This window comes from Devosia epidermidihirudinis, assembly GCF_000971295.1.
In the GTDB taxonomy this organism is placed as follows: Bacteria; Pseudomonadota; Alphaproteobacteria; order Rhizobiales; family Devosiaceae; genus Devosia; species Devosia epidermidihirudinis.
Genome location: NZ_LANJ01000016.1, coordinates 227269 through 240179 on the forward strand (window position 1 = coordinate 227269; position 12911 = coordinate 240179).

The following is a 12911-nucleotide window of genomic DNA, read 5'->3' on the forward strand; positions in this document are numbered from 1 at the left end:
GCATTCAAAGATCGCCACGGCATGCCTTTTGGCCGGGCGATCCGGAGAAGTGGGCTCTATAGGAGGAAAGCGGCGGGGTGGCAAGCCCCGGCCGCCTCAATGTGCACTGATCTCGCCCACTGGTTCGCGATAATTGCGCAGGGCAATCAGCACCACCACAGCCAGAATACCGATGAGGCTGGCCGCTGTCAGCAGCACCATGGCATGCGCATCGGAAAACGCATTCCGCGCCGCCTCGATCAGCGCCAGTCCATCGGCGCCGCCTACCTGTCCGGCCGCCGTCATGGTTTCCCCGATCGAATGGCTGGCATTGGCGGGCAGGTCGACAAGGCCGGACGGCAAACGAATGGCCGCGGCATAGCTGGCCGACAGCAGCACCCCAAAGAAGGTGATGCCGAGACCGGCCCCCAGCTCATAGCCGGTGGCTTCGAGCGAGCCCGCCGCGCCGGCCTTTTCGATGGGGGCGCTGCCCATGATGGCGATGGACGATGCGGTCAGGCCAATGCTGAGCGACAGGCCCAGTGTGACCATGAGGGCAATCACGCCAATCCCGGGATTGTGGAAGTCACTGAGCCCGAGCCCGGCAAGACTTGCTGCGGCAACAGCCAGCGACAGCACGGCCACCGCGCGTAAGCCCACCGCAGAGGTGAGATACCCCGCCAGCGGTCCACCCAAGGCCGAGGCGATCACCAGCGGCATCATGAACAGGCCCGCTTCAAGCGGCGAGCGTCCGACGACGAATTGCAGCTCTTGCGCGATGGTCAGCTCGACGCCAGCGAGGGAACCCGAGACGATCAGGGCAATGACCATGCCCATGCTGATCGCCGGACGAGCGAACAGGGTGAGGTCGAGCATGGGCGAAGTCGACCGCAATTGCTGGCGCGCGAAGAGAACGAGCAGAGCCAGCCCGGCCACCAACGTTACGCCGGTGATCAGCGGTGAGGTGCCGCTCTTGAAGCCGGACTTGATGGCGTAGACCGTGGCGATCAGCCCGGCGATCAGCAGCAGGGCCTGACCGATGGTCCAGTTGCCGCCGCCATCAGGCTTGCGCTTTGGCACGGTGAAATAGGCCAGCGGCCAAACGATCAGCATCACCGGCACATTGATCAAAAAGACCGAGCCCCACCAGAAATGCTCCAGCAGAAAGCCGCCCGCCAGCGGACCCATCGCGGCACCGGCCGAGCCGACCGTACCCCACAGGCCCAGCGCAATGCCGCGCTCGCGGCTGTCCTCGAATGTGTGGCGAATGGTGGCCAGAATGGATGGCATAACCATCGACGCGCCAAAGGCCAGCACCACGCGAGCGCCGATCAGCATGGCGGCACTGGGCGCAAAAGCGGCGGCAATCGAGGCAAGGAGGAAGATCACCAGACCCGTCAGCAGCATGCGGCGATGGCCGATCTTGTCGGCCAGGGTGCCCATGGGCACAAGCAAGCCCGCCATCATCAGCGGATAGATGTCGATGATCCACAATATCTCCGTACCCGTTGCGCCGAGGGCCAGCGTCAGCGAGGGAACAGCGATATGCAGGATCGTCATGTCGATCACGATGGGCGTAAACGCCAGCATGACGGCAAGCAGGACGAGCCAGCGGTTGCGGGGGGAAGACATCAAAAACCTCTTGGCGTTGGCAATAATCGATTGAGATAAAACGAGGTCCGGATATATATCCGTCCAGACGGTTTGAAAAGAGACGAAAATGGGTCGACGCCAGACAATTGATCGCGGTGCCTTGCTTGACGCGGCCGAAAAAGTCGTGCTCCGCGACGGCCCGGCCAGCCTCACCATGGATGCCGTGGCCAAGGAGGCCGGGGTCAGCAAGGGCGGCGTGCTCTATGCCTTTGTCACCAAGGACGCGCTGATCGATGCGCTGATGGGGCGGGTCTTTGACTCCTATGACAGGTTGGTCGCCGACTACCTGGCGCGCGAAGGCGGGTTGCCGCACGCCCAGATCCGCGCCCATGTCGATGCCAATCGGCATGAGGACGCGGCGACCCATGCCCGGGGCATTGCGCTGATGGCCAGCTTCATCCGTTCCCCCGCCTATCAGGAGAGCTCGCGGGCGTTTTATCGCGACTTGTTCAGTCAAATAGACCCAGCGACTGAGCGTGGCCGCAAGGCACGCCTGGCGCTGCTGGCGGTCGAAGGGGCGTTCGTGGTGCGCGGCTTTGCGTTCTACCCGTTCAGCGATGCCGAATGGCAGTCCATCCACGACGATATCGTCAGCCTGCTGCTCGAAGGCTAGGGGCGCGCCGCCAGCATGGGTTCGAGGTGATCCTCGAACAGCAGGCCCGGTTGGGCCGCCAGTGCGTCGCCATAGAGCGCCTCGGCTTCCAGCGATATGCGCAGGAACGCGGCGACGCCGTCGACCTCTTTTGCCGGCAGGCCGTAGTAGCCGGTTTCCAGCCGGCGCAGGATTTCCTGCTTGGAGCGGATCATACCCGCCGCGACATTGGCGCCATTGCTCATCGAGCTTGAGCGCTTGATGTAGTCATGCAGCGGCGTGCCCAGATGCAGCGAGGTTGGCGTGGTCCGGTAGAGTTGCAGCAGGAATTCCAGATCCGTCATATTGCTCATGGTCGGATCGTAGCGACCGTCAGCGCGTCGACGGTCCCAGACCAGCATGGAATCCATGGACAGACTCACCGCCTTGTGGGTGCCCGGTGTCAGCACGCGGTCAGTGCCGTTTCCGACAAAGCGCAGATGCTCGAAGCGGTCGGTCATCACGTCGAGCGCTGTCGTCACAATGGCGTGCTCGGCAAGCCCCGCCACGGCGCGTTCAAGCTTGGTGGGCTTTAGGCGGTCATCCGCATCAAGGATCGCCGCATAGGGGGCTTCGATCTGCTCCAGCGCCACGTTGCGCGTGCGCGATGCCCCCAGTCCGACGCCGCCGCTGCTGAGATGGCGGATACGCGCGTCGGCGATCCCGGCTTGTGCGAGGAACGCTGCATAATCCACGTCGTCATCGGCTATCAGCCAGAGCTGCCAGTCCTGGTAGGTCTGGTCCAGCACGCTTTGCACTGTCGTGACGATGGTGTCCTGGGCGTTCCAGGCGGGGGTAATGACGGCGATGGTCTGGCTCATCTGGCGCTCTCGAACCGTCGTGCAAACGGTCTTGAATGAATCCTGTCCCTGACCCATATCTGCCCAAGGCGCGCGATGCCAAGCTTTGATGGGTCCGCGCCGATACGTTGCTTGACGATCAAGGACGGAATGGATGTCGCGTGTTTCGGTATTTTCAGCTCCTTTTCTGCTCGGCTTCGAAGCCTTTGAGGAGCGTGTCGATCGGTTGGCCAAGGCCACCGATGGCTACCCGCCCTACAATATTGAGCGGACAGTCGATGCCGAAGGCACCGAGCGGTTTCTCGTGTCGATAGCCGTTGCCGGATTTGGCGTGGGTGAGCTCGAAGTGCTGGCCGAGGACAACCAGATTGTGGTCCGTGGCCGACAGAAGGATGAAACGGGACGCGAGTTCCTGCACCGCGGTATCGCGGCGCGGCAATTCCAGCGTTCCTTCCTTCTTGCCGATGGCATGATCGTGAAAGATGCAACTTTAGGGCATGGTATGCTCGTTGTTGCTATAGAGCGACCCAAGACGTCCAAGATCGCCCGCCGTATCGACATTCGCTCACTCTGAGGAAAGGGCCGACAAATGTATGAAAAACGCAATGACGAGGCCACGTCCGACACCCTGGTCCATCCGCTCAAGTTACTGACCCGCGCGCAGTTCGCCGCGCTGGGTGGGGATGCTGTCGCCTATGTGCGCTGTGTGCACGGCGATATCCTGTCCGCGATGGTCAAGGACGCCGAGTTCGAGAGCGATACCGATTATCAGCTGGTGATGTCTGCTGACGGCAAGCCGCTACTGGTGACCGACACTGAAGATGCGGCGCTCGAATGGCTGGGCGAACAGAATTTGGGCCTGGCGACGCTGCACTAGGCGCGCAACAGACCCCGCAAATGAGAAAACCCTCGGTCGTGACCGAGGGTTTTGTTTTGGGCTTATGCCGTTCCCTAAGCGGGGACGGTGTCGGCAAGCGGCGCCGTCAGGATTGTGTGGAGCTGGGCCGGATCATCGATCTGGCGCAGTTCATCGACAATCGAGTCGGTCCGCAGCAGGCGCGCAACGCGCGACAGTGCCTTGAGATGGTCTGCACCGGCCCCGGTGGGGGCCAGCAGCATGACAACGAGGTCAACGGGTTCATCATCGACCGAATCGAAGTCGATCGGACTGGGCAGCCGGGCAAAGAGAGCGGTGACGCCATCAAGGCCCGCAATCTTGCCGTGCGGAATGGCAATACCATTCCCAAGGCCCGTAGAACCAAGTTCCTCGCGGCCAACAATGGCCGCAAGGATGTCGTTGACGGGAATCCCTGTCAGCTCGGAAGCTTTTTGAGAAAGGATTTCAAACAACTGGCGTTTTGTCTTCACGTCCGAGCAACAAAGCACGGCGCTCTCAGCCAGGATTTCGGCCAATTCCATTAAACTTGCCTTAGAGTCAACTACGCTGGACTGTGGCGACCGGGCGCTTCAATTTGCCCCGAGGGCTGGATCGATCCAGCCAATATTGCCGTCGGAGCGGCGGTAAACCACATTCAGGCCGCCATGTCCAGCGTGGCGGAACATCACGACCTGTCCGCCGGTCAAATCCAGCTCCATAACCGCCTCCTCGACGCTCATTTGACGCAGGTTTTTTGTAGTCTCGGCGATCACCGGTGGCGCGTAATCCTCATCGAACTCGTCAATGTCGTCGGAGGCGCTAAACACTGTGTATTGCGCGGTTTCACCGTCGCCATTGGCCGCGCCACGACGGTGCGAGCGGAGTTTGCGATTGTAACGGCGCAGGCGCTTTTCGATGTTGAGCGCCATCACTTCATAGGCCGCTGTCGCGTCATTGCCCTGGGCGCTGGCCTGCAGCGTCGCGCCGGTATCGAGGTGGACGACACAGTCCGCTCGGAAACCGATTCCATCGGGCGTGAGGGTGAGATGTCCGTCATAGCCGCCGTCGAAATATTTCGTGACGACGGTGGCGAAATGGTCCTGCGCTTTGCCGCGCAGTGCATCGCCGACGTCCATGTTCTTTCCCGAAACGCGTAAGGTCATGGCTTCCTCTTCCTTCTTGTCGTTGTAGTCGACACGAGGATCCCGAAAACCGTTTCCCGGAGTTCGGGATCACGCCTACACCATCATCTGGGTATGGCGCAGGGGTGATGCTAGCCCTGCCGGGGGCCCCTCGCAATGCGCAAGACCCCCGTCGGGGCCGTTTATGGCTTGGACATCGCCATACATTGGCCTTAGCCTTCGCGGGCAGTTAAGGCGAAGCGCTGATTTGTCGACAGATCACGATGACGTTAGCTGGTGGCTTGCAGGTTCTTCTTCTGCCGGCGACGGATCACCGAGGAGGGGATGTTCATGCCCTCGCGGTACTTGGCCACAGTGCGGCGGGCCACATCGATCCCCTGCTCCTTCTGCAGCATCTCGGCGATGGTATCGTCCGACAGCACATCGGCCAGCGTTTCTGCCTCGATCAGCTGGCGAATGCGGTGACGCACCGCTTCGGCCGAGTGCTCGCTCCCACCATCGCTGGAGGCAATGGCGGTGGTGAAGAAGTATTTCATCTCGAACAGACCGCGCGGCGTCGCCAGATATTTGTTTGAGGTAACGCGGCTGACGGTCGATTCGTGCATTTCGATGGTTTCGGCGACCATTTTGAGCGTCATCGGGCGCAAATGCGCGATGCCGTGGGTCAAAAAGCCATCCTGCTGCCGCACGATTTCGGCGGCGACCTTGAGAATGGTCTGTGCCCGCTGATCAAGGCTTTTGGTCAGCCAGTTGGCGGTGGCCAGGCAATCGCTGAGGAACGCCTTTTCGCCGGGATCGCGGGTCTTTTTGGTCACCGTCGCATAGTAGACGCGATTGACCAGAACGCGCGGCAACGTCTCCGAATTCAGCTCGATCTGCCAGGTGCCATCGGGCCCTTTGCGCACGAACACGTCGGGCACCACTGATTCGACCGGGCCACTGTCAAAGGCCAGGCCCGGGCGCGGGTCGAGCAGCCGAATTTCGGCCAGCATGTCGTTGAGATCTTCGCGGTCGCAGCCGACCGCACGCATCAGGCCGGCCATGTTGTGCTCGGCCAGCATGTCGAGATGACCCAATAGGGCCTGCATCATCGGATCGAGCCGGTCCCGCTCGCGCAATTGCAGGGCGAGGCATTCGGGCACGGTGCGGGCAAACACCCCCACCGGATCGCAGCCTTGCAGGGCCTCAAGCACCGCCTCGACGTCGGCAAGCTCGGCGCCGAGTTGTTCAGCAATGGCGCTGGGTTCGGCGACGAGGTAGCCCGCTTCGTTGAGGCCGTCGATCAGATGCAGCGCGATCAGCCGGTCGGCTGTCGTGCGCAGCAGCATATTGGCCTGCGCTTCCAAGTGATCGGACAGCACCGGGCGCGAGGCGACGAACTGGTCGATATCGGGGGCTTCGCCGGTGGCGCTGCTGCCGTCGCGATCCAGCCGGCTCGATGGATTGAGCTGATCCTGCGCACTCTGATCGGGAAACACGTTGTCGACCGCTGTATCATAGCCATCGGCGATGGAATCAGCGTCCTGGATGCGATCGCCGCGATCGACGGTGTCTTCATAGGCGCTGATTTCGGTGGAGCGTTCGGGCGCTTCACTGGACTCATTGTCGCCGGGCTCGCTGCCATCCTCGCGCTCCAGCAGCGGGTTGCGCAGCAGCTCGGCGTCGACGAATTCGTTGAGCTCAAGGTGGCTCAACTGAAGCATCCGGATGGACTGCATCAGCTGCGGCGTCAGTGTCAGGCTCTGGGCCTGCCTAAATTCCAGACGCGGCGAAAGTGCCATTAATGGAGTACCTTAGCGCAAACAAAGGCCGTTTCCGGCCGCTTCCCGCGCGGACCATGACTCATTTCCGGGCAGGGGGCAAGCCGGAGGGCAAGTTCTGTGCCAAGTGGCCGGGGATGTTTGCTGGGCGCCCTAGAGCTCGAAACTCTCGCCCAGATAGACCCGGCGCGCATCGGGGTCGGCACTGATGGTTTCCGGGCGACCCTGGATCATCACCTTGCCGCCATGGATCACATAGGCACGGTCCACCAGCCCCAGCGTCTCGCGCACGGCATGGTCGGTGATGAGAACGCCAATGCCGCGCTTGGTGAGCTGTCGCACCAGCCCTTTGACCTCGGCCACGGCAATCGGATCAACGCCCGCGAACGGTTCGTCGAGCAGCATGAAGATCGGGTCGGCCGCCAGGGCGCGGGCGATCTCGACGCGACGACGCTCGCCGCCCGACAGAGCCAATGCGTTGGACTTGGCGAGATGCCCGATGGAAAATTCCTCTAGCAAGGAGGCCAGTCGCGCCTTGCGCTCGCTGCGGTCCCGAACGTGATTTTCCAGTACCGCCATGATGTTATCGGTGACGCTAAGGCCGCGAAAGATCGACGGCTCCTGCGGCAGATAGCCAATGCCCAGCCGTCCGCGCTGGAACAACGGCAAATGAGTGATTGGGCGCCCATCAAGGTGGATCTCGCCGCCGTCGGGTTTCACCAGCCCCATGATCATGGTGAAAACGGTGGTCTTGCCCGCGCCATTGGGGCCGAGCAGGCCAACAGCCTCGCCCCGACGCACGGCGATGGACACATCGCGCACAACGGTGCGCTTACCAAAGCTCTTGGCAAGGCTGTGGGCAACCAGCCAGCCTGTCTGGTCGATACGCGGCTTGGTTTCGATGTCGGTCATTGCGAGGTGAAGACCCCGGTCACGCGGCCACCGCCGGTGCTGGTAAAGGTCGAGACATTGGTCTTCATGTTCACCACCAGCTCGCTGGCGTTCACCGTACCACCGGAATTGGTGACCTTCACATTGCCGGTGAGGCGTAGCAACTGATCGGCCGGGGTAAACACCGCGTGCTCGCCCGTCGCGTCCTGATCGGAGGTCTTGAGGCGCACGGAACCCGACGCGTCAAAGGTCTTGATATCGGACGTGCCACCCTCGCCATAAATCGCGACGACTTTGGGTGCCCAGACAGTCACCGTTGGGTGGGTCACCACGACATTGCCGGTGAACACGGCCTGGTGGGTGGTTTCATCCAGCGTAAATTGGTCTGCGGTGATGTTCACCTTTTGCTGTGCCAGCGCAGGGCTGGCGAGCAAAGCAAGGGCTGCGGCGATCAAAAGGTGTCGTTTCATGGAATAGCCGCTCCGTCCGTTGCGCTACCTGGCGTATCGGGCAAGGTGACGCTGACATTGGAAAAAGTCCAGATCATCGCCTTGGCATCGTAGTGCATCGTCTCTGCGATCACAGTCGTTCCGTTCGCGTAATTGATGTCGACCGGTCCCTGACTGTCGAGTGTCTGGCTTTCGGCTCGAAAGACCGAACGGCTGAACTCGCCTTTCGTGCCATCTGAATCCTCGAAATAGGCGCGCCCGTCGATGGTCACTTGTTCGCGGGTGGTATCGAGCAAGGCCTCTTCGGTGTTGACGTTCATGGTCGTGCCCTTGGGGCTGTTGACGACCAATGCCGCATCGATGAGGTTGATCTTGTCGGTCGAGGTCAGTGGCGCCTCGGCCATCGAGGCCCAGACGCGATAGGCCGAGCCATCGTCCAATAGGCCCGAATACTCGGGCGCCTCCACGGTGACGCGGTCCCGGGTCACGGCGATCTTGTCGATGCCGAAGCGATTGGCGATGCTGGAGATATATATCTGCAGCATCAACCCAATCAGCAGGACTGCGCCAGCCAGCGGCAAGCCGATGCGCAGCACCGCCACCACGCGATTGCGCGTGGCGAGGCGCTGGTAGATCGCAAGGCGTTGTGCTGCGTCGCCGTGGCTGTCCATTGCGTCCTAACTGTGTGCGAAAATGTCGGTTTCGCCCCAACCCAGCAGATCGAGTTCGCAGCGTGTCTTGAGGAACTCAAAGCACTCCTGCGCGATCTCGTAGCGCTTTTCGCGCTTCAGCATGCGGTCGAGGTGGCGCTTGAGATCGTGCAGATACAGCACGTCGGATGCCGCATATTCGAGCTGCGCATCGGTGAGCTTTTCCGCCCCCCAATCCGAGCTCTGCTGCTGCTTGGAGAGATCGACATTAAGCAGCTCGCGCACGAGCTCTTTCAGGCCATGTCGGTCGGTATAGGTGCGTACCAGCTTGGACGCGATCTTGGTGCAATAGATCGGGCCGGTGACGACGCCGAAGCGGTTCTTCAAAGCGGCGACATCAAAGCGCGCATAGTGGAAGATCTTGGTGACATTGGCGTCGCCGAGCAACTTGACCAGATTGGGTGCGTCGTTGCTGTCCTGGGCAATCTGCACAATGTCGGCGCTGCCGTCGCCCGGCGACAGCTGGATGACGCAAAGACGGTCGCGCAGCGGATTGAGCCCCATGGTCTCGGTATCGATGGCCACTTCGCGGCCGTAGCGGGACAGGTCGGGCAGGTCGCCACGGTGCAGTCTGATGGTCATGATGCTCACATATATCTGGCGTTTTTACCCTGATGACATAGCAACGGGGCAATGGAAAGGCACGCTAGCGGCAAAGCGCCCTCAACTATAAGGGCAGTCCGCTCAGCAGCTTGGGACCCGAGGTCGAAACGCCTGATGCCGTGCGGATCAGTGCCGCCTTGACCGGGCCGGCGCGATCGATAAGCCCCAGCCCGAAGTCGCGAATGGCCCGGACGGGCGCCACATCATTGGAGAACAGGCGATTGAGCCCATCGGTCATCGCCGCCATGCTGGCCGTGTCGAGCCGCCGCCAGGACTGGTAGCGCTCGAGCACGTCATCGCCGCCATGATCGAGCCCCAACCGGATCGCGTCGACCACGGTTTCGGCCAGTGCCGCGACGTCCTTGAGACCAAGATTGAGCCCTTGACCGGCAATGGGATGCACCACGTGGGCGGCGTCGCCCACCAGAGCAAGCCGTGGCGCGATGAAGCTGCGCGCGATCTGTAGCCTGAGCGGAAAGCCCATCAGCTTTTCCTCGACAGTCACGGCGCCAAGGCTTGAGCCCATGACGTCTTCGATTTCGCGCGCGAGGCTTTCGGCATCCATGGCGAGAAAGCGTGGTGCGTCGTCGGTTCGCTCGGTCCATACCAAAGAGGACCGATTGCCGGGGAGGGGCAGGCTGGCAAAGGGCCCGGCTGGGCGGAAGTGCTCATAAGCCGCGCCATTGTGCGGCAGGGTGTGGGCAATGGTGGTGACAAGGCCAGTCTGGCCGTAATCATGCCCGGTGACGCCAATGCCTGCCCAATTGCGCAGGGCCGATTGCGCGCCATCTGCTGCGACCACGAGGGGGGCGACGAGGATGCGGCCATCGGCCAGCACAAGCTGGGCGCTACCACTCTCATTGATAAGCTGGGTGATCTCGGCGGGTGCGATGACGCTGATGCGCTCGCGGGCTGCATTGAGCAGGACTTCTCCGCTCAGCCGGTTGGGCACCATATGGGCGAAGGCTTCGCCCGGCGCGACTTCGCCGCCAAATTCGAGAAATTGCGGCCGTGCGATATCGCCCTTGCCCGAGTCGGTGATCCGCATCTCTGTGATGGGCTGCGCGCCATCGGCCATGGCGGCCCAGACGCCCAGCGCCTCAAACACCCGGCGCACGCCTGCAGCAATGGCCGAAGCGCGGTTGTCGCGCGGCACCGTCAGGGGGCGCCGATCCACCAGCCCGACCTTGATGCCACGAGCCGATTGCACCAGCGCCAGCGCCAGGGTCAGTCCCACCGGGCCCCCTCCCACGATCAGTACGTCAAAGCGTTCTGTCGGCTGCGTCATGCTGGTCTCCTTTGCACGCATTTGCGCTCCTGCCCCCCATTTGCGCAAGCGTCTGAACGTCGCGCGTGCAGTGCCTGTTTTTTGCACAGCGTCCCTTCAAACTGCACAAATTGCGAGCAATCGCGATCACCAGATTTGAGCAGGGATTGTGCGTAAATGCTAAGCCGCTGAATCAAAACATATTTTTCATGTGGCCAAAAGTTGGCACGGCGCTTGAGTCTAGGAAGGCATCCAGACCGCGCCAAGTCGCAAAGGGGCACACATGAAACTGGTGATCGCAATTATCAAGCCATCCCGCCTCGAAGAGGTTCGTCAGGCTCTCAACTCGCTCGATGTACACGGCATGACCGTCACCGAGGTGAAGGGCTACGGCCGCCAGAAGGGCCATTCCGAGATTTATCGCGGCACAGAATATGCCGTCCACTTCCTGCCAAAGCTCAAGGTCGAGATCGCCGTAGACGATGCACTCGCCGATGCCGTCTCCACGGCCATCCGCGACAGCGCCCAGACGGGCCGCATTGGCGACGGCAAGATTTTTGTCCTCGACCTGCTCGCTGTCACGCGCATTCGCACCGGTGAAACCGGCGCGGCCGCCCTTTAAAGCGTCATCGGAGAAAACAGATGAAGACGTCAAAGATCCTGGGGAGCGTCGCACTGGCCTCCCTGTTGCTGGCTCTCCCAGCCTTTGCCCAAGAGGCGGCGGCCCCGGCCGTCGAAGCTGCCGCTGAAGTCGCCAAGATCGACACCGGCGACACCGCCTGGTTGATCGTTTCGACCCTCCTGGTCATCATGATGACCATTCCGGGCGTGGCCCTGTTTTATGGCGGTCTCGTCCGCTCCAAGAACATCCTGTCGGTCGTGACGCAGGTGTTCGGAGCCTTCTCGATGATCTCGCTGCTCTGGGTGGCCTATGGCTATTCGCTGGCCTTCTCGGGCCCAAGCGAAGGCGGCATCTCGGCCTTTATTGGCGATTTCTCCAACTTCTTCCTCGCCAATGTGAACCCCGACTCAGTCTCGGGCACCCTGCCTGAACTGGTGTTCGTGGTGTTCCAGCTCAGCTTTGCCTGTATCACAGCGACCCTGGTCGTTGGTGGCATCGCCGAGCGCATGAAGTTCGGCGCGCTGATGGCGTTCCTGGCCATCTGGTTCACCTTCTCCTACCTGCCGATCGCCCACATGGTGTGGTCGGGCGCTGGCCTGTTCTTCAACATGGGTGCCCTCGACTTCGCTGGCGGCACCGTGGTTCACATCAACTCCGGTGTGGCCGCTCTCGTCGCTGCCATCGTTCTGGGACCACGCCTTGGCTATATGAAGGAGCCAATCGCTCCCCATAACCTCGTCTTCACCTATATCGGCGCCTGCCTGCTCTGGGTTGGCTGGTTCGGCTTCAACGCCGGCTCCGCTCTTGGTGCCAATGGCCTTGCCGCGCAGGCTTTCCTCAACACCATCACCGCGCCTGCCGCCGCCGCCATTGCCTGGGCAATCGGTGAAAAGGTGACCCGCGGTCATGCGTCGGCTCTCGGCTTTGTCTCGGGTGCCGTGGCAGGCCTGGTTGCCATCACGCCTGCTGCCGGTTTCGCTGGCACCTTTGGCGCCATCGTTCTCGGTGCTGTCACCGGCTTTGTCTGCCTGTGGGCCGTCGTGACCCTCAAGCCAATGCTCAAGTACGATGACAGCCTCGACGTCTTCGGCATCCACGGCATCGGCGGCATTGTCGGCGCCATCGGCACCGCCATTGTGGCTGATCCGGCTCTGGGCGGCTTTGGTGCCGAGGGCTATGCCTTGGGCGGCCAGCTCGTCACGCAGGTTCTGGCGGTCCTCGTGGCCATCATCTGGTCGGGTGTGGTTGCCTTCCTCGCCATGCTCATCGTCAAGGCCATCTTCGGTGGCGCCCGGGTCTCGGAATCGAGCGAAATCGACGGTCTCGATCTCTCGAGCCACGGCGAGCGTGCCTACAACTAAGCTTGCAACACACCCGGCGGCGCGCTGCCGCCGGGTACCTTCCAGAGCGTCTTAGCGTTGATCGTGGCGTGCGGCACGTGTCCCTCTTGGCCCGCCACAGAGGCTTCCCACTCGCAAACTGCACGGGCCGCACACCACGATCAATTGCTTCTCTGCGGGGCGTAAC

15 protein-coding genes are annotated in these 12911 nt (G+C 61.9%); 5 read left to right on the forward strand and 10 right to left on the reverse strand.

Going from position 1 to position 12911, the window contains the following annotated elements:
- Window positions 1-96: 96 nt before the first annotated feature.
- The gene (locus tag WH87_RS09435) at window positions 97-1611 is read right to left on the reverse strand and encodes an MFS transporter (RefSeq protein WP_046139361.1); all 1515 of its coding nucleotides are present in this window, start codon (window positions 1609-1611) and stop codon (window positions 97-99) included.
- Between the two features lie 88 nt (window positions 1612-1699).
- Here WH87_RS09435 and WH87_RS09440 point away from each other — a divergent pair, with 88 nt between their 5' ends.
- Window positions 1700-2245, forward strand: a complete 546-nt coding sequence (locus WH87_RS09440; RefSeq protein WP_046139360.1) for a TetR/AcrR family transcriptional regulator — start codon at window positions 1700-1702, stop codon at window positions 2243-2245.
- Here the strand turns inward: WH87_RS09440 and WH87_RS18975 are convergent.
- Window positions 2242-3084, reverse strand: a complete 843-nt coding sequence (locus WH87_RS18975) for a glycosyltransferase family 2 protein (RefSeq protein WP_052726469.1) — start codon at window positions 3082-3084, stop codon at window positions 2242-2244. The two genes, WH87_RS09440 and WH87_RS18975, sit on opposite strands and share 4 nt — an antisense overlap.
- Before the next feature lie 133 nt (window positions 3085-3217).
- On the opposite strand from WH87_RS18975, the gene WH87_RS09450 reads away from it, so the two are divergent.
- On the forward strand, window positions 3218-3637 hold the full coding sequence (locus tag WH87_RS09450; RefSeq protein WP_046139359.1) for an Hsp20 family protein: 420 nt from the start codon (window positions 3218-3220) through the stop codon (window positions 3635-3637).
- A 15-nt stretch (window positions 3638-3652) separates the two neighbouring features.
- On the forward strand, window positions 3653-3940 hold the full coding sequence (locus WH87_RS09455; protein WP_046139358.1) for a DUF1150 family protein: 288 nt from the start codon (window positions 3653-3655) through the stop codon (window positions 3938-3940).
- Between the two features lie 74 nt (window positions 3941-4014).
- Here WH87_RS09455 and WH87_RS09460 read toward each other — a convergent pair whose 3' ends face one another.
- From WH87_RS09460 to WH87_RS09495, 8 genes are all read right to left on the reverse strand, one after another.
- The gene (locus WH87_RS09460) at window positions 4015-4482 is read right to left on the reverse strand and encodes a PTS sugar transporter subunit IIA (RefSeq protein ID WP_046139357.1); all 468 of its coding nucleotides are present in this window, start codon (window positions 4480-4482) and stop codon (window positions 4015-4017) included.
- A gap of 48 nt (window positions 4483-4530) precedes the next feature.
- Complete coding sequence (gene hpf / locus WH87_RS09465; RefSeq protein WP_046139356.1) at window positions 4531-5103, reverse strand: ribosome hibernation-promoting factor, HPF/YfiA family; 573 nt, start codon at window positions 5101-5103, stop codon at window positions 4531-4533.
- Window positions 5104-5351: 248 nt separating this feature from the next.
- Window positions 5352-6863 (reverse strand): RNA polymerase factor sigma-54, encoded by a 1512-nt coding sequence (gene rpoN / locus WH87_RS09470; protein ID WP_046139355.1) that lies wholly within the window; start codon window positions 6861-6863, stop codon window positions 5352-5354.
- Between the two features lie 132 nt (window positions 6864-6995).
- On the reverse strand, window positions 6996-7754 hold the full coding sequence (lptB, locus tag WH87_RS09475) for an LPS export ABC transporter ATP-binding protein (protein WP_046139354.1): 759 nt from the start codon (window positions 7752-7754) through the stop codon (window positions 6996-6998).
- Complete coding sequence (lptA, locus tag WH87_RS09480) at window positions 7751-8203, reverse strand: lipopolysaccharide transport periplasmic protein LptA (RefSeq protein ID WP_082092603.1); 453 nt, start codon at window positions 8201-8203, stop codon at window positions 7751-7753. The genes lptB and lptA overlap by 4 nt, the downstream gene beginning before the upstream one ends.
- Window positions 8200-8853 (reverse strand): hypothetical protein, encoded by a 654-nt coding sequence (locus WH87_RS09485; RefSeq protein ID WP_046139353.1) that lies wholly within the window; start codon window positions 8851-8853, stop codon window positions 8200-8202. The genes lptA and WH87_RS09485 overlap by 4 nt, the downstream gene beginning before the upstream one ends.
- Window positions 8854-8859: 6 nt before the next feature.
- Entirely contained in the window at window positions 8860-9474 is a 615-nt protein-coding gene (locus tag WH87_RS09490; RefSeq protein ID WP_046139352.1) for a ribonuclease D, read from the reverse strand.
- Between the two features lie 85 nt (window positions 9475-9559).
- Entirely contained in the window at window positions 9560-10783 is a 1224-nt protein-coding gene (locus WH87_RS09495; protein ID WP_046139813.1) for an FAD-dependent monooxygenase, read from the reverse strand.
- Between the two features lie 262 nt (window positions 10784-11045).
- Between WH87_RS09495 and WH87_RS09500 the strand changes: the two genes are divergently transcribed.
- Together WH87_RS09500 and WH87_RS09505 are read left to right on the forward strand one after the other, a co-directional pair.
- Window positions 11046-11384: a P-II family nitrogen regulator gene (locus WH87_RS09500; protein WP_046134535.1), complete on the forward strand. Its 339-nt coding sequence runs from the start codon at window positions 11046-11048 to the stop codon at window positions 11382-11384.
- Window positions 11385-11404: 20 nt separating this feature from the next.
- On the forward strand, window positions 11405-12745 hold the full coding sequence (locus WH87_RS09505) for an ammonium transporter (RefSeq protein WP_046139351.1): 1341 nt from the start codon (window positions 11405-11407) through the stop codon (window positions 12743-12745).
- Window positions 12746-12911 lie beyond the last annotated feature (166 nt).

Bases quoted from the DNA above. Each gene is read 5' to 3' on its own strand.
- WH87_RS09435 (WP_046139361.1), bottom strand. From the start codon at position 1,611: ATGTCTTCCCCCCGCAACCGCTGGCTCGTCCTGCTTGCCGTCATGCTG.
- WH87_RS09440 (WP_046139360.1), top strand. From the start codon at position 1,700: ATGGGTCGACGCCAGACAATTGATCGCGGTGCCTTGCTTGACGCGGCC.
- WH87_RS18975 (WP_052726469.1), bottom strand. From the start codon at position 3,084: ATGAGCCAGACCATCGCCGTCATTACCCCCGCCTGGAACGCCCAGGAC.
- WH87_RS09450 (WP_046139359.1), top strand. From the start codon at position 3,218: ATGTCGCGTGTTTCGGTATTTTCAGCTCCTTTTCTGCTCGGCTTCGAA.
- WH87_RS09455 (WP_046139358.1), top strand. From the start codon at position 3,653: ATGTATGAAAAACGCAATGACGAGGCCACGTCCGACACCCTGGTCCAT.
- WH87_RS09460 (WP_046139357.1), bottom strand. From the start codon at position 4,482: ATGGAATTGGCCGAAATCCTGGCTGAGAGCGCCGTGCTTTGTTGCTCG.
- hpf (WP_046139356.1), bottom strand. From the start codon at position 5,103: ATGACCTTACGCGTTTCGGGAAAGAACATGGACGTCGGCGATGCACTG.
- rpoN (WP_046139355.1), bottom strand. From the start codon at position 6,863: ATGGCACTTTCGCCGCGTCTGGAATTTAGGCAGGCCCAGAGCCTGACA.
- lptB (WP_046139354.1), bottom strand. From the start codon at position 7,754: ATGACCGACATCGAAACCAAGCCGCGTATCGACCAGACAGGCTGGCTG.
- lptA (WP_082092603.1), bottom strand. From the start codon at position 8,203: ATGAAACGACACCTTTTGATCGCCGCAGCCCTTGCTTTGCTCGCCAGC.
- WH87_RS09485 (WP_046139353.1), bottom strand. From the start codon at position 8,853: ATGGACAGCCACGGCGACGCAGCACAACGCCTTGCGATCTACCAGCGC.
- WH87_RS09490 (WP_046139352.1), bottom strand. From the start codon at position 9,474: ATGACCATCAGACTGCACCGTGGCGACCTGCCCGACCTGTCCCGCTAC.
- WH87_RS09495 (WP_046139813.1), bottom strand. From the start codon at position 10,783: ATGACGCAGCCGACAGAACGCTTTGACGTACTGATCGTGGGAGGGGGC.
- WH87_RS09500 (WP_046134535.1), top strand. From the start codon at position 11,046: ATGAAACTGGTGATCGCAATTATCAAGCCATCCCGCCTCGAAGAGGTT.
- WH87_RS09505 (WP_046139351.1), top strand. From the start codon at position 11,405: ATGAAGACGTCAAAGATCCTGGGGAGCGTCGCACTGGCCTCCCTGTTG.